We start from the raw sequence: 14,238 nt of genomic DNA, 5'->3' as shown, positions 1-14,238 counted from the left end.
GCGATCAGCCCCACAGCGTCTTGCGCACGCTCTCGGGCCATTCCTTGGTGTCGAGACCGTGGGTATGGAACAGCGCCAGCGCGATGCGCTCCAGGCCAAAGCCGACGCAGGCCGTGTGCACGACGCGGCCATCGGCAAAGTTCAGACCCCACTTCGTGCCGAAGGCATCCTGGTGGTAGTTGAAGCTCATGCAGGCTGTGGGATTGGCGATGGACGTGATCGGGATCAGTAGCTCGAACTTCAGGTTCTGATCGCGCTGGTTGTTGGCGAGCATCTTGCCGGCGCGGCCGAAGAACGGGTCGTTGGCGACATCGATCGTCACGTCGAGACCAACGGCCTTCATCATCTCGACACCACGATCCATCCAGCTCTGGCGGAAATCCGTCACATGCTTTTCGCTGCCCATGCAGACATATTCGCGCATGCGGAATAGCTGCTGGCGGGCCGGATCCTTGGAGGGCTCATGGCGGAAGCAATAGGATTGCAGATCATAGAGCGCGCCGTTTTCCGGAATGGCACCGCGCTTGGCAACCGTCGGATAGAGCGGATAGCAGGCCGCCGGCGTCAGCACGATATCGGTCGCCTGCTGGTCTTTCGTCCAGTCGTCGCCGACTTCCATGCACTTCAACAGGCTCATATGGTCGAGCTCGTTGCCGCAGAAGCTGTGCACCGTGCCGGCCAGCTGCGGGAAGCTCTTCATGTAGCCGCTCGTTTCGAAGAAGGCGCGGTTCATGCCGGGCGGAAAGCGAATGGCTTCGGCGCCATCGGCGCCGCCGAACGTGTCGATCAAGCGCTCGAAAGCGGAAATCACGTCTTCGAACTGGCCGCTGCGGCCGTAGAGACCATCAACGCCGGTGTCGATCAACAGGCCAGAATCGAAAAGACGGTCGAGAAACGATGTTTGCATATCCATAACGGTTACCCCAACAGGCTGGTATCTTGTTTGTGGACGAGCAGCATGGTCGACGTATTGCCGAGAATGCGGTCGTTCGAGATCATCAATTGTGCCGAGTGCGCGTCGCGCAGGTGGCGGCCGAGGCTATAGGGCGTACCGTTCTTGTAGCCCATGATGCCGCAGATAAGCATTGCGTGGTTGATGATCGGCAGGATCATCTCCGACGACGCGATCTTGACGTTGTTCATCGCCACCGCAAAGCCCATCGACGACAGGCGGTCTGCGTCGAGCTTCGCCTCTTCATAGGCCTTCAGCCCGGCAACCACATTGGATTTCACCATCTGCAGCATACTGGAGGCTTCAGCCAGACGCAGCGCGCCGGGCGGTGGCGCACCAGGAGACTTGCGGGCAGCGGCACGCACGAAGGCCTGGGCGCGGGACACCGCGTCGGCCGCAATGCCGTACCAGACGCCGCTCCAGAGCAGATGCGAGCTGGCCAGCATCGACTGCGCGGCAATCTCTGCAAACGGCTTCGGCAGGATCTGTTTGGCCGGAGCCTCGCCCTTGAACAGGAAGCCGTCGGAGCAGGTGCCGCGCATGCCGAGGGTGTTCCACTCGACCGTGCGCTTGATCTCGTACTGATCCCTAAGGAAGCAGGTCAGCACCTGATCGGAGGACGCCGCCTCGGCATGGCTGCGCGAGGTAATCAGGATGGCATCGGCATGGGCGCCGTAGGAAATGACGGTCGCATCCTTTTCGAGGGTGCAGGTGTCGCCCTCGACCTTGATGGCGCAGATGCTGTTGCGCAGGTTGCCGCCGATCCCGCCTTCGGTCGTCGCCGAAGCGAGCAGCAGCTGTTCCCGGGCGATGCGGCGCATGAAGTCTCGGTGCCAGTCGCTGTCGGCGCCATGCTCGACCAGGCTCGAAAGCTTGATCTGATGCATGGCGAAGACCATGGCGCTGGCGGCGCAGGCCTGACCGAGGATCGAGCAGAGCTCGGCAATCTCGGTCATCGACGCGCCTTCGCCGCCGAGATCGGCGGGGATCTGGATGGAGAGCAGCTTCTCGGCGCGCATGGCGTCGACGGCTTCACGTGGGAACCGGCCCTCGGCATCGACGGCATCGGCGTGTTGGCTGGCGATCGCTGCGACGCGCGCAGCACGCACCGCCGCCCCCTCGCCCGTCCCAACCTCAAGCAGAGCGACCGCCACACTCATCATGCGACCTTTCTGCTGTCCAGGATCATGCCGACGGTTCTTTCGATCGCGGCGATGCTGGCGAAGGACTTGCGGTTCAGCAGATTGTCCGGAAATTCGATGTCGAAGGCTTCCTCGATGCCGAGCATCAGCTGCACGGAAGCGAAGGAGGACAATCCCGCAGCATAAAGATCGGCATCGTCTTCGATCTGATCGACAGCAACGGGAAGCGTACCGAACTTGGCCAGCAAATCGCGAATCGTCTTGTTCATAGTCTAGTCCCTTCTGGCAATGGCAAGCACAACCGAAGTCATGCCGTCTTATCGTTGGCCAAGAAGTAACAGGTAAAATAGAACATTCCGCTAAGCGACGTGGTAAATACAACCAGCTTATACTTCGTTGAAAATTGCTATATTCGATACTTACCTGATTGAAATTTACCAAGCGTAAGCCATCTAACACGCGACTCAAGCATAAATATCGAGAATCACTAATATTAAGGAATGGCGATTTTTGGAATGTTGAGGTGTGAAAGAAGGTTAACGTACCAAAATTCGCCACCACGTTTCATTCAAAAAACGTCATAACAATCAGAGCGTCAGTGGAAGTATAGGCCTGCAGGACAAAAGCCGTCCCTAGCCTTCCGGCGGATAGACGTGCTCACCGCCGCGATAGTCCGAAATCGAATAGCAGCCTTCGCGCAGCTCCCGCACCGACATCTGCCCGATATCCGCCTTGCCGTAGCCGCCGGGGATATCGAGAATATAGGTTGGTTGGCAGAGACCGGAAATACGGCCGCGCAGTGCCGCGACGATCGCCTGGCCCTCGGCGATCGTCAGGCGGAAATGGCTGGTGCCGGGCGCGAGGTCGGGATGGTGCAGGTAATAGGGCTTTACACGCGTTTCGACGAAAGCCTTCATCAGCGCCGCCAGCACCTCCGGATCGTCATTGACGCCCTTCAGCAAAACCGACTGGCTGATGAGCACGATCCCGGCATCGACCAGCCGGGCACAGGCCGCACGGGCCTCATCCGTCATCTCACGCGGATGATTGGCATGCAGCGCTACATAGACGGTCTTGCCGCTCGCCTTCAGCGCCGCAATCAGCGCCGCATCGACCTTCAGGGGATCGACAACCGGAATGCGCGTGTGGAAACGGACGATCTTCACGTGATCGATATCGGCAAGCTGCCTGAGGATGTCTTCCAGCCGCCGCGGGGAAAGCACCAGCGGGTCGCCGCCGGTCAGGATGACCTCCCAGATCTCCTTATGCTCGCGGATATAGGCAAAGGCACCGTCAAGCGCATCGCCATCCAGCGTCCCGAGCCCCTGTGGCCCGACCATCTCGCGCCGGAAGCAGAAGCGGCAATAGACCGGGCAGACATGCACGGCTTTCAGGAGAACGCGGTCCGGATAGCGGTGCACGATGCCCTCGACGGGGCTGTGCGCATGATCGCCGATCGGATCGGCCCTCTCTTCGGACGTAACGAGCAATTCGGCCGCATCGGGCACGAACTGCCGGGCGATGGGATCCGCCGGATCGGCCGGATCGATCAAACGCGTAACGGTCGGCGTCAAGGCGACGGCATAACGCTCCGCCACCGCTTCGAGCGCGACCGCCTGATCGGCATCGATCAGCCCGGCGCGCTCAAGCTCGCCGATGGTCCGGATCGGGCGCATCACGTTCATGCGTCATACTCCGCGACCGGCGCCCACAGCACCTGCTCGATCCGCGAGGCACCCGTCGCCAGCATCACAAGCCGGTCGAAGCCAAGCGCGATGCCGCTTGCGTCAGGCATAACGGCAAGCGCCTGCAGAAAATCCTCGTCCAGCGGATAGGTCTCGCCATAGACGCGCTGCTTTTCCGCCATCTCGATCTCGAAACGGCGGCGTTGCTCCTTGGCATTGGTGAGCTCGCCGAAGGCATTGGCAAGCTCGACGCCGCAGGCATAGAGTTCGAAGCGCTCGGCAACGCGATGATCCCTGGCCGAAGGCCGGGCAAGGGCCGCCTCGGAAACGGGATATTCGTCGAGGATCGTGACGCGGCCGAAGCCGAGATTGGGTTCGACCTTCTCGACCAGCACCCGGCTGAAGAGATCCTGCCACAGATCGTCGTCGGCAACGCGAATGCCCGCCTGGCGCATATCCGCCGCCAGACGCTCGCGATCCGTCGATCCATCGAGGCCGATGGAGGCAAAGAGATCGATGCCGGAATAACGTTCGAAAGCGGCCGCCACGCTGATGCGCTCCGGCGCCAGGAACGGGTCGGTCTCCGCGCCGCGATAGCTGAATTTCTTCGCCCCGACCGTCTCCGCCGCAAGTCCCAGCAGCGCGGCGCAATCGGCCATCAGGATCTCATAGCTCTCGCCTGCCCGGTACCATTCGAGCATGGTGAATTCCGGATGGTGCAGCGGCCCGCGCTCGCGATTGCGGTAAACATGGGCGAAGCAGGCGATACGCTCCTCGCCGGCCGCCAAAAGCTTCTTGCAGGCGAATTCCGGCGAGGTATGCAGATAAAGAGGCAGCGCCCTTCCGTCGGTCGTCAGCGCCTCGGTCTCGAAGGCATGCAGATGCGCCTCGTTGCCGGGCGACACCTGCAGCGTCGCCGTATCCACCTCGATGAAGTCGTTGCGCGCGAAGAAAGCCCGCAGCGCCACCTGGATTGCATTGCGGCCAATAAGGAACGGCCGCCGGTCCGCATGGACATTGCGGGTCCACCAGGGGGACGCTTTGCTCGTCTTCGGCTTCATTCCTAGCTTTCTTCAGGACACCAGCCGCCTTAGGGGTGGCAATTTCCATTGATTTAGGGTAGTTGCGCCCCCAAGCAAACAAAAGCTGCGTCTCGGAGAGCATTTCGACAGTCCCTCTACGACGCAAAACGCAGCGTTACAAGGAAGTCTTATGGTCAAGGTCATCGCCTCTTCCGTCCGCAAGGGCAACGTTCTCGACGTCGACGGCAAGCTCTACGTCGTTCTCACCGCCGCGAACTTTCATCCGGGCAAAGGTACGCCGGTCACCCAGGTCGACATGCGCCGCATCGTCGACGGCGTGAAGGTCTCCGAGCGCTGGCGCACCACCGAGCAGGTCGAGCGCGCCTTCGTCGAAGACGTGAACTTCCAGTACCTCTATGAAGATGGCGAAGGCTTCCACTTCATGAACCCGGCCAACTACGATCAGGTCGTGGTCGACGTCGACACCATGGGCGACCAGAAGGCCTATCTTCAGGAAGGCATGACCTGCATCCTGTCGATCCACGAAGGCATTCCGCTGGCGCTCGAACTGCCGCGCCATGTCACGCTCGAGATCACCGAGACGGAACCGGTTGTGAAGGGCCAGACGGCATCCTCGTCCTACAAGCCCGCCATGCTGTCGAACGGCGTGCGCACCATGGTGCCGCCGCACATCAACGCCGGCACCCGCGTCGTCATCGCCACGGAAGACAATTCCTACGTCGAGCGCGCCAAGGACTGAGCAATTCCAGGAAAAGTGCTGAGCGCTTTTCCGATCAGCCACTTCATCGCATGAGAAAACGCCTCGTCTCCATGACGGGGCGTTTTGCATTTCGGGCGAATGGAAATCAAATCAACCTCGCCAAGGCGCGCGACATCACCAGATCGCCTTATTGCCTATTGCCTATTGACCCTTTTCTGATCCGTCGGCTCCGCATCGACCGCGTCCGACGACGCATCGATCTCGATGCTGTGCTCATGCGGAGCCAAGGTCTGCAGATGCAGGAGACGCGGCGACATGGCCTGCATGAAGGCCTCGGAGCGGCCGATATAGATCAAGGTCGCATCGGGTAATTCGGCCAGCAAGGCACAGGCCTTCACCTGAACTTCGGCCTCCAGGCCTTCCAGGGCATCGTCCATGATGACCCATTTCGGCTTTGCCAGCAGCAGATGCGCAAAGCCGATGGCCTTCTGCTCTTCGGTATCCAGCAATCGATCCCAGCGGGCCTGCGTATCGAGGCGGCTCTTGAGGCGGCCGAGACCCACCCTGTCCATGACGGCATCGACGGCGGCATCGTCATAGGCATCGCGATCCTCCGGAAAGCAGATCGCCTCTCTCAACGTGCCGCTTGGAACGTAGGGCGTATGCGGCATGAACAGCATATCGTCCATCGGCGGCAAGCTCACCGTGCCGGAGCCGCTGTACCATTGATGCGCCAGCACCTCGAACAGCAGCCTGCGGTTCACGCCGTGATCGCCGTTGATCATCAGGTGCTCGCCGGCATGGATGGTGACGGTGCCCTCGGCAATCGAGAAACCGTTCTCCGTGGCCTCGTCATTGGTTTTGGTGGAAACTTCCAGATCGGTCCACACCATCGTGCCGGGCGCCGCCTTTTCGAAGACGAGCGTATGCGGCATCGGCGTCTTGTCGTCCATTTCCGTCAGTGCCTTGCGGAAATCGGTGACGCGCATCAGCGTGGCGCGCCATTCGGCGATCGGGCCGAAATTGGCGACATACCAGCGCAATGCCGAATTGACCTGATTGAAGGCACCGACGGCCACCATGAGCTGACCGAAGGTCAGGCCACCGGAGAAATAGGCCGGGGCCGCAACGAGGATCGGAATGATCAGCACCAACCAGCCATAGCCTGCCGAGACCCAGGTCAGATTGGTATTGGCGATGGCAAGCTGGCGGATGACGCCGAGGACGGCTGATATATCGAGATTGATCCGCCGCCGTTCGTTCTCCTCGCCACCGGCAATGGTGATCGCCGCCATATGCTCGTTGGCATGCATGAGCGCAAAGCGTAGCTCAGCTTCCTTCGAATAGCGGTCCGCATTCAATCGCACCAGCCGGCGGCCGACGAACTGGCTGAGGAACGAGGCCGACCCGGCATAAAGGATCGCCGCCCAGACCATATAGCCGGGGATCGCGAAGCTCGCGCCATTGACCTTGAACACCATGCCGCTGGACAGCTCCCAGAGCACGCCGATGAAGCTCAGGAGCAGGATCGTCGCCTGCACCAGGCCGATGGCAAGCCCGGTCGTGCTTTCGGCGAGATTGCGGGCATCTTCATGCAAGCGCTGATCGGGATTGACGCCGATCAGCCCGGAGGAGGCGAGACGAAGCGCGCGCTTGGCCTGAAGCCACTGATTGACCAGATCCCGCGCCAGGCCCTCGCGCATGTAGAGCGCGGTCATCTGGTTGAGCCAGGCCTGGACGACGTTGAGGACCAGAAGCGAGCCGGCGATGATGCCGAAGACGCCGAGCTGATGGAAGAAGGCGGTGATATCGCGCCTTGCCAGCGAATCGTAGAAGGGCGCGTTCCAGCTATTGAGCAGCACCTGGACATAGGCCGTGACCATGATGATCAGGAAGAGCGCGACGGTAAGCGAAATGATCTTGATGCGGACAGGCGAATTCCAGAAAGCCGAGAACATCATTCTCAGCCGGAAGAAAAGGCTCAAATCGTACCCGACCTGCTCGTTTCCCTGGATATTCGGCTTGGCTTGCGCTTCAACTGCCATCAGCACTTCCCTGCGACGCACATCCCGTCAATTAACCATGCCCCGCCCCCATGTCCATCCTTGCAATAGATCAATGCGATCACGTTGCTATATACACGGTTTCACGCCTTGAACCGAATTCGGCCAGAAATTAGCTTGCACATGAATGATTGAGAAAGCCTTCCGATGCAATTTCAGGGAACTGCGGACTATATCGCCGACAAGGATCTGATGGTCGCCGTCAACGCCGCCATAAGGCTTGAGCGCCCGCTCCTCGTAAAGGGCGAACCGGGCACGGGCAAGACCGAGCTCGCCCGTCAGGTGGCCGCGGCCCTCGGGCTCGATCTCCTCGAATGGAATGTAAAATCGACGACGAAAGCGCAGCAGGGCCTCTACGAATATGATGCCGTTTCACGCCTGCGCGACAGCCAGCTCGGCGACATCAGAGTTCACGATGTCGGCAACTATATCCGCCGGGGCAAGCTCTGGCAGGCCTTCACCTCGCCGGAAAAATGCGTGCTGCTGATCGACGAGATCGACAAGGCCGACATCGAGTTCCCCAATGATCTCTTGCAGGAACTCGACCGCATGGAGTTCCATGTCTACGAGACCGGCGAGACCATCCGAGCCGCTATCCGCCCGATCGTCATCATCACCTCGAACAACGAGAAGGAATTGCCGGACGCCTTTCTGCGCCGCTGTTTCTTCCACTATATCCGCTTCCCCGACATGGAAACACTGAAGCGCATCGTCGAGGTGCATTATCCCGGCATCAAGCAGTCGCTCGTGCATGCGGCGCTGACGCAATTTTTTGAAATTCGCGACATGCCGGGCCTGAAGAAAAAGCCCTCGACCTCCGAAGCGCTGGATTGGATCCGCCTGCTGGTCGCCGACGACATCGATCCGGAAACGCTGCGCGCCGATGCGAAGAACGCACTGCCGAAACTGCATGGTGCGCTGCTGAAGAACGAGCAGGACGTGCATCTTTTCGAACGGCTGGCTTTCATGGCGCGCGGGCAAGGGAAGTAACAACAGTTGCTGTGCTTTCCGCCCACGGAACTGCGGGCGTCTTTAAAAATAGGAGAGCCGCATCACCCGCCCTCGCCCTTCGAGGCTCCGGCCTTCGGCCTGCGCACCTCAGGGTGAGGTCTGATCTCCTGCGCCATAGCACGAACCTTCTCTGCCTCACCCTGAGGTGCCTTGGCGCTGAAGCGTCAGCGCAAGCGTCAATGCCTCGAAGGGAGAGGCAGCCCCGGAGCCTATTTGCTCACGTCAAAAACGGACCCAGCCCGCCGCCGGTTGCCCATTGACCCGCATGAATAGCAGGTTTATGCATTTCTCCTTGTGGTGATTTGGCCGGCCGGCTTGCAGCCACGTTAAATAAGTCGCTAAAGGGCCGCGTGCGGACCGGTAGCGATTCATGATCGCGGCCGGTTTTTTTGTATTTGGTCGAGTGAAACGATGCCCATCAAAATTCCCGATACGCTGCCCGCGTTTGAAACCCTCCAGAACGAGGGTGTGCGGGTGATGACCGAAACGGTGGCGTTCCGTCAGGATATCCGCCCTCTTCAGATCGGGCTTCTCAACCTCATGCCGAACAAGATCAAGACCGAAGTCCAGATGGCGCGCCTGGTCGGCGCATCGCCGCTGCAGGTGGAGTTTTCGCTGGTGCGCATCGGCGCCCACAAGGCCAAGAACACCTCCGAAGAGCACCTTCTCGCCTTCTACCAGACCTGGGAAGAGGTGAAGCACCGCAAGTTCGACGGCTTCATCATCACGGGAGCGCCGATCGAGCTGCTCGAATACGAAGATGTCACCTACTGGGACGAGATGCGGCAGATCTTCGACTGGACGGCCACCAATGTCCACTCGACGCTGAATGTCTGCTGGGGCGCGATGGCCGCCGTCTATCACTTCCACAAGGTGCCGAAATATACGCTGACGGAGAAGGCGTTCGGCGTCTATCGCCACCAGAACCTGAAGCCCTCCTCGGTCTATCTCAACGGCTTCTCCGACGATTTCGCCATTCCGGTCTCGCGCTGGACGGAGGTGAAGCGCGCCGACATCGAGAAGGTGCCGGGCCTGCAGATCCTGATGGATTCGAGCGAGATGGGCGTCTGCCTCGTGCATGAACAGGCCTGCAACCGGCTCTACATGTTCAATCACGTGGAATATGATTCCACCTCGCTGGCGGACGAGTATTTCCGGGATGTGAATGCGGGCGTGCCGATCAAGATGCCGCACAACTATTTCCCGCATAACGATCCGGAAATTCCGCCGCAGAACCGGTGGCGCAGCCACGCGCATCTGTTCTTCGGCAACTGGATCAACGAGATCTACCAGACCACGCCGTATGATCTGGAGGAGATCGGCCAGGAAAGGATTTGAGGCTTGTTCATTCCCTTCTTCTTGAAGCTGAGGCAAGCGAAGGTTCCGGTGACGCTCCGGGAGTTCCTGTCGCTGCTTGAGGGAATGGAAGAAGGGATTACCGATTACGACGTCGAGGCCTTCTACTATCTGGCGCGCGCGACGCTGATCAAGGATGAGCGCTTCATCGACCGTTTCGACCAGATCTTCGCCGATTACTTTCGCGGCGTCGAGGCGGTCAGCGGTAATGCCGATGGAGAAGCGTTGGAGCCTTCCGCCATTCCTGACGAATGGCTGCGCAAACTTGCCGAGCGGCATCTGACCGAAGAGGAAAGACTAGAGATCGAGGCACTCGGTGGCTTCGACAGATTGATGGAGACGCTGCGCGAGCGACTGGCCGAGCAGAAGGGCCGGCATCAGGGAGGCTCGAAATGGATCGGCACGGCGGGTACCTCGCCCTTCGGCGCCTATGGCTATAACCCCGAAGGCGTGCGCATCGGCCAGGAAACCTCGCGCAATCGCCGCGCGGTAAAAGTCTGGGACCGGCGCGACTTCAGGAACCTCGATGACGGCGTAGAGCTTGGCACCCGCAATATCAAGGTGGCGCTGAAGCGCCTGCGCCGCTGGGTTCGCGAGGGGGCAGCCGAGGAACTGGATCTTTCCGGCACCATCCGCTCCACCGCCGAGCATGGCTATCTCGATGTCCAGACACGGCCGGAGCGCCGCAACGCCGTCAAGCTGCTGATGTTCTTCGATGTCGGCGGCTCGATGGACGACCATATCCGCGTCGTCGAAGAACTCTTCTCTGCCGCCCGCGCGGAGTTCCGCCACATGGAGTATTTCTACTTCCACAACTGTCTCTACGAGGGCGTGTGGAAGGACAATCGCCGCCGGCGCGTCGACATCACGGCGACGACGGATCTCATCCGCACCTTCGGTCCCGACTACCGCGTCGTCTTCGTCGGCGACGCATCCATGAGCCCCTACGAGATCTCTCAGCCGGGCGGCTCGGTGGAGCATTGGAACAAGGAGGCCGGCGAGACCTGGCTCGCCCGAATGACCGGCCATTTCCGCAAATGCATCTGGATCAATCCGGTGCCGGAAAGCTATTGGGGCCATACAACCTCGATCTCGATGATCCGCCGCCTGATGAACGACCGCATGTATCCCCTGACACTCGGCGGGCAGGAAAGAGCGACGCGGGAACTGTCGCACTGAGCGTCATAAATTGGTTCAATATAACAGCGGAAAAATTGAGCTTGCATAGCCTATCCAACTTGATCCGGATTCATCAAGATGATCTTTCGATATCTGCTAGATACGAAGTTTGAAAAAAGCGAGCAGGCAAATGCAAATTAATACCAACGCTTTCACGGCTATAATCATGATGTTGGTGCTATCTACCTGGCCTGACATGACGTTTGCTTCCAGCCTCGCGCTCACTACAACCGCGACAGAAGCGACGTGTTTTTCAGCAAGGGGTGAAGAGGCGATTACCCTATGTACTGCTGAACTCGCTAAGCAGAAATCGTCAGACGCTTTCGGCAACCGGGCGGGAGCATATGGCTTTGCGATGCAATATGACAAGGCTGTAGCCGATTACACTAGCGCTATACAGCTCGCTGAACCCGACGGTGTTATGCTCCCCACATATTACCAAAACAGAGCGGGTGTGTATTCTGCTATGAACAAATATGAGCTGGCGATAGCGGATTATACAAAGGCATTGGATTTAAACCCAAAACTCAGCACGGATTTTGTCAGTCGGGGACAGGCCTACGCCGCTTTGAACAAAGATAAAGAGGCGTTTGCGGATTTCGACAAAGCGATGAAAGACAAATTTGCGAAGCCGCTCACCCTGCGTGTACGGGCTGACCTCCTATTGACCAGAGGCGAACCAGATCGCGCGATCCAAGACTACCAAGATTGCCTCAAGCTGCAGCCAGGGAATGTTTATGCGATGATCGGGATTGGCAATGCATATTTGAACAAAAACATGACCGATTCAGCATTTTCTCAATATGATCTTGCCCTCTCCACTCGACCGATCTGCCCCGAATGCCTGATCGCTCGCGGGAGTGCTTTTGCCAAAACTGGCAACACCGAGAAGGCGATAGCAGACTATAACGCCGCCCTCGCCTTTCCTGATCAGTTCATCGCTCCGAATGCGAAAAAAGAGGCCGAAGCCAAGCTGCGTAAGCTACAATAGTCTTGGTGGCACAGTGCCTCCGATTAAAGTACGCTACATAAAGTCACCTCCGCAAATGGGTCTGGCCAACCCGTTCGGGAAAATCACTGGATTTATACGACCTCGATCTCGACGATGTCCCGGCTGATGAGCGACCGCATGTATCCGCTGACCCTCGGCGGGCTGGAAAAGGCGACCCGGGAATTATCGCGCTGAGCGATCAGCATTTGCATGCCGTAGCGCCACCAAATAGACACAACCATTTGTAGAAGGAGAAGTGCAGCAGATATCGCCCCGACTCGCTGCGAAAACCGGTGGAGATATGCGTGCGCCACGCTTTAAAATTACTTTTCTTCATCGCAACCATTCTGTTCGCCTCGCAGCAGGCAAGATCCGAAGATGGGGGCTTCTCCGGACAATGGGAACGGATCGACTCCAATGCCAGCGTCGGTGAAAAGTGCCGCATGGGAATAATCAGGCAGGGCAGGTTTATGAGGATCAGCACCAGCAATGGCTGGAGCGCTACCGCGGAGACGAGCAGTTATGCAAACGCCGGCTACGCGGCAGGTATGGGACGCTGGAGCTCCTATGTGGAAAAATACAGTCAAAAAGCGTTCTATATCCTTCTCGCCGTTCGCGGCGACAGGTTGATGGTGATCATGGAGGCCGAAAAAGCGGATGGGTCGAACCAATTAATTCGCACGCTTTTCAGCAGACGGACAGCCAGCTCTCTTCACGACAAGCCGGACGGATCAGGACGAAATCGACCATCGTTCTTATGCTCCTCACATTCACAACATAATGTGTCAGTGTTCTAGCTATGGGCAAAGCCTAATCAGACCTTGCCCCCTTTCCGCCCGCCCCTAAATTTCGCCAGGGAACCGGTTGCGGAACGGCGCGAATGGAGGCAGGGTCTGACCTCGCATACTCAAAAGCAATGGATGAGCTGATATGACGGAAAGCACTTTGCAGCGGGAACATTTTGGGACGACGGCGGATGGAGATATCGTCTATCGCATCAAGATATCAGGTGGCGGCCTGACCGCCCATATCATGTCCTGGGGAGCGGTCATCCAGGATCTGCGCCTTGACGGCCACGGGCCCTCGCTTCTGCTCGGCTTCGACAATTTCGCCGATTATCCCGCTCATTCCTCCTATTTCGGCGCCACGCCCGGCCGCTGCGCCAACCGCATCGGCGCCGGCCGCTTCACACTCGACGGCAAGCAGTATCAGCTGGAGCTCAATGAAAAGGGCGTGACCCATCTGCATGGCGGCAAGGACAATATCGCCAAGCGCAACTGGACCATCGTCGAGCACGATACCGACCGCGTCGTCCTGAAGATCGTCGATCCCGATGGCCGCGCCGGCTATCCCGGCAATTGCACGATCCAGGCAACCTATTGGGTTCATGGCAATGGCGAACTGTCGATCACCTACGAATCGACCACCGATCAGCCCACTCTCGCCAATGTCTGCCAGCACGCCTATTTCAACCTCGACGGCCGCGACGACGCGCTCGGCCACGACATCATGATTGCCGCCGACCATTACACACCGACCGATGACAAGCAGGTCCCGACGGGTGAAGTTCGCTCGGTCGACGGCACGGTGTTCGACTTCCGCGAGATGTCGCCGATGAAGCGCTTCGAAGGAAGTGAGCAGGCGCTCTACGATCATAATTTCTGTCTCTCCAGCGAACGCACCGCCAAGCGTTCCGTCGTGCTCGCCCGCAGCGTCAATTCCGGCGTCTCGCTCGAAGTGCGCACCACCGAGCCCGGCGTGCAGTTCTATGCCGGCTTCAAGCTCGACGTGCCGGTTCCCGGCCATGACGGCCGCAAGATCGGCCCGTTTGCCGGTTTCTGCCTGGAAACGCAGGTCTGGCCGGACGCCATCAACCATGAAGGCTTCCCCAATGCCGTGCTCCGCCCGGGCGAGGTATTGCGGCAGGAAACGGATTATATCTTCACCAAGAACTAAAGCCGAGCATGATGCCGAAAAGTGTGAAGCGGTTTTCGGACGACATCATGCTCTACTTCCTTGATTCCAGAGCGAATTCAGATTTTAGGCCGAACAGACCTAAAATCTGAATTCGCTCTGAGGCATGTCCCGCTCTCTTGAGAATCGGCCGGGCGTTCAA

The 14,238-nt window shown here is 59.0% G+C and carries 13 protein-coding genes and 1 riboswitch; of the genes, 7 read left to right on the top strand and 6 right to left on the bottom strand.

Features of this window, described 5'->3' with window-relative positions:
* Nucleotides 1-4: 4 nt before the first annotated feature.
* The 5 genes from ACPYOP_RS19700 to epmA form a co-directional block, all read right to left on the bottom strand.
* On the bottom strand, nt 5-913 hold the full coding sequence (locus ACPYOP_RS19700) for an amino acid--[acyl-carrier-protein] ligase (protein ID WP_481412023.1): 909 nt from the start codon (nt 911-913) through the stop codon (nt 5-7).
* Nucleotides 914-918: 5 nt separating this feature from the next.
* Complete coding sequence (locus tag ACPYOP_RS19695; RefSeq protein WP_481412079.1) at nt 919-2,112, bottom strand: acyl-CoA dehydrogenase family protein; 1,194 nt, start codon at nt 2,110-2,112, stop codon at nt 919-921.
* Nucleotides 2,112-2,363 carry an acyl carrier protein gene (locus tag ACPYOP_RS19690; protein WP_112336202.1) on the bottom strand — a complete coding sequence of 84 codons (252 nt, stop codon included), beginning with the start codon at nt 2,361-2,363 and terminating at the stop codon, nt 2,112-2,114. Before ACPYOP_RS19690 ends, ACPYOP_RS19695 begins: the two co-directional genes overlap by 1 nt.
* A 363-nt stretch (nt 2,364-2,726) precedes the next feature.
* Entirely contained in the window at nt 2,727-3,779 is a 1,053-nt protein-coding gene (locus ACPYOP_RS19685) for a lysine-2,3-aminomutase-like protein (RefSeq protein ID WP_481412022.1), read from the bottom strand.
* Entirely contained in the window at nt 3,776-4,840 is a 1,065-nt protein-coding gene (gene epmA, locus ACPYOP_RS19680) for an EF-P lysine aminoacylase EpmA (protein ID WP_481412021.1), read from the bottom strand. Before epmA ends, ACPYOP_RS19685 begins: the two co-directional genes overlap by 4 nt.
* A 151-nt stretch (nt 4,841-4,991) precedes the next feature.
* Between epmA and efp the strand changes: the two genes are divergently transcribed.
* Nucleotides 4,992-5,561 (top strand): elongation factor P, encoded by a 570-nt coding sequence (gene efp / locus ACPYOP_RS19675; protein WP_430763542.1) that lies wholly within the window; start codon nt 4,992-4,994, stop codon nt 5,559-5,561.
* A 155-nt stretch (nt 5,562-5,716) separates the two neighbouring features.
* Here efp and ACPYOP_RS19670 read toward each other — a convergent pair whose 3' ends face one another.
* On the bottom strand, nt 5,717-7,567 hold the full coding sequence (locus tag ACPYOP_RS19670) for an ABC transporter ATP-binding protein/permease (RefSeq protein ID WP_481412020.1): 1,851 nt from the start codon (nt 7,565-7,567) through the stop codon (nt 5,717-5,719).
* A gap of 165 nt (nt 7,568-7,732) precedes the next feature.
* Between ACPYOP_RS19670 and ACPYOP_RS19665 the strand changes: the two genes are divergently transcribed.
* From ACPYOP_RS19665 to ACPYOP_RS19640, 6 genes are all read left to right on the top strand, one after another.
* Nucleotides 7,733-8,575 carry an AAA family ATPase gene (locus tag ACPYOP_RS19665; RefSeq protein WP_481412019.1) on the top strand — a complete coding sequence of 281 codons (843 nt, stop codon included), beginning with the start codon at nt 7,733-7,735 and terminating at the stop codon, nt 8,573-8,575.
* 305 nt (nt 8,576-8,880) lie between these two features.
* Nucleotides 8,881-8,958: riboswitch (SAM riboswitch) on the top strand.
* A 49-nt stretch (nt 8,959-9,007) separates the two neighbouring features.
* Nucleotides 9,008-9,934 (top strand): homoserine O-acetyltransferase MetA, encoded by a 927-nt coding sequence (gene metA / locus ACPYOP_RS19660; RefSeq protein WP_481412018.1) that lies wholly within the window; start codon nt 9,008-9,010, stop codon nt 9,932-9,934.
* 3 nt (nt 9,935-9,937) lie between these two features.
* The gene (locus tag ACPYOP_RS19655; RefSeq protein ID WP_481412017.1) at nt 9,938-11,131 is read left to right on the top strand and encodes a vWA domain-containing protein; all 1,194 of its coding nucleotides are present in this window, start codon (nt 9,938-9,940) and stop codon (nt 11,129-11,131) included.
* A gap of 130 nt (nt 11,132-11,261) precedes the next feature.
* Nucleotides 11,262-12,122, top strand: coding sequence for a tetratricopeptide repeat protein (locus ACPYOP_RS19650; RefSeq protein WP_481412016.1), 861 nt, complete (start codon nt 11,262-11,264; stop codon nt 12,120-12,122).
* A gap of 305 nt (nt 12,123-12,427) precedes the next feature.
* Nucleotides 12,428-12,919 (top strand): hypothetical protein, encoded by a 492-nt coding sequence (locus ACPYOP_RS19645; RefSeq protein WP_481412015.1) that lies wholly within the window; start codon nt 12,428-12,430, stop codon nt 12,917-12,919.
* Between the two features lie 133 nt (nt 12,920-13,052).
* Nucleotides 13,053-14,078 (top strand): aldose epimerase family protein, encoded by a 1,026-nt coding sequence (locus ACPYOP_RS19640; protein WP_481412014.1) that lies wholly within the window; start codon nt 13,053-13,055, stop codon nt 14,076-14,078.
* Nucleotides 14,079-14,238 lie beyond the last annotated feature (160 nt).

The sequence above is a fragment of the Rhizobium sp. KNZ2-6A genome, assembly GCF_056755475.1.
This window is presented reverse-complemented; position numbering and strand designations above follow the sequence as displayed.

What these genes read in the sequence shown, in the direction of transcription:
- epmA (WP_481412021.1), bottom strand. Translation starts at nt 4,840, where the DNA reads ATGAAGCCGAAGACGAGCAAAGCGTCCCCCTGGTGGACCCGCAATGTC.
- ACPYOP_RS19650 (WP_481412016.1), top strand. Translation starts at nt 11,262, where the DNA reads ATGCAAATTAATACCAACGCTTTCACGGCTATAATCATGATGTTGGTG.
- ACPYOP_RS19670 (WP_481412020.1), bottom strand. Translation starts at nt 7,567, where the DNA reads ATGGCAGTTGAAGCGCAAGCCAAGCCGAATATCCAGGGAAACGAGCAG.
- ACPYOP_RS19685 (WP_481412022.1), bottom strand. Translation starts at nt 3,779, where the DNA reads ATGAACGTGATGCGCCCGATCCGGACCATCGGCGAGCTTGAGCGCGCC.
- ACPYOP_RS19640 (WP_481412014.1), top strand. Translation starts at nt 13,053, where the DNA reads ATGACGGAAAGCACTTTGCAGCGGGAACATTTTGGGACGACGGCGGAT.
- efp (WP_430763542.1), top strand. Translation starts at nt 4,992, where the DNA reads ATGGTCAAGGTCATCGCCTCTTCCGTCCGCAAGGGCAACGTTCTCGAC.
- ACPYOP_RS19695 (WP_481412079.1), bottom strand. Translation starts at nt 2,112, where the DNA reads ATGAGTGTGGCGGTCGCTCTGCTTGAGGTTGGGACGGGCGAGGGGGCG.
- ACPYOP_RS19690 (WP_112336202.1), bottom strand. Translation starts at nt 2,363, where the DNA reads ATGAACAAGACGATTCGCGATTTGCTGGCCAAGTTCGGTACGCTTCCC.
- ACPYOP_RS19665 (WP_481412019.1), top strand. Translation starts at nt 7,733, where the DNA reads ATGCAATTTCAGGGAACTGCGGACTATATCGCCGACAAGGATCTGATG.
- ACPYOP_RS19700 (WP_481412023.1), bottom strand. Translation starts at nt 913, where the DNA reads ATGGATATGCAAACATCGTTTCTCGACCGTCTTTTCGATTCTGGCCTG.
- metA (WP_481412018.1), top strand. Translation starts at nt 9,008, where the DNA reads ATGCCCATCAAAATTCCCGATACGCTGCCCGCGTTTGAAACCCTCCAG.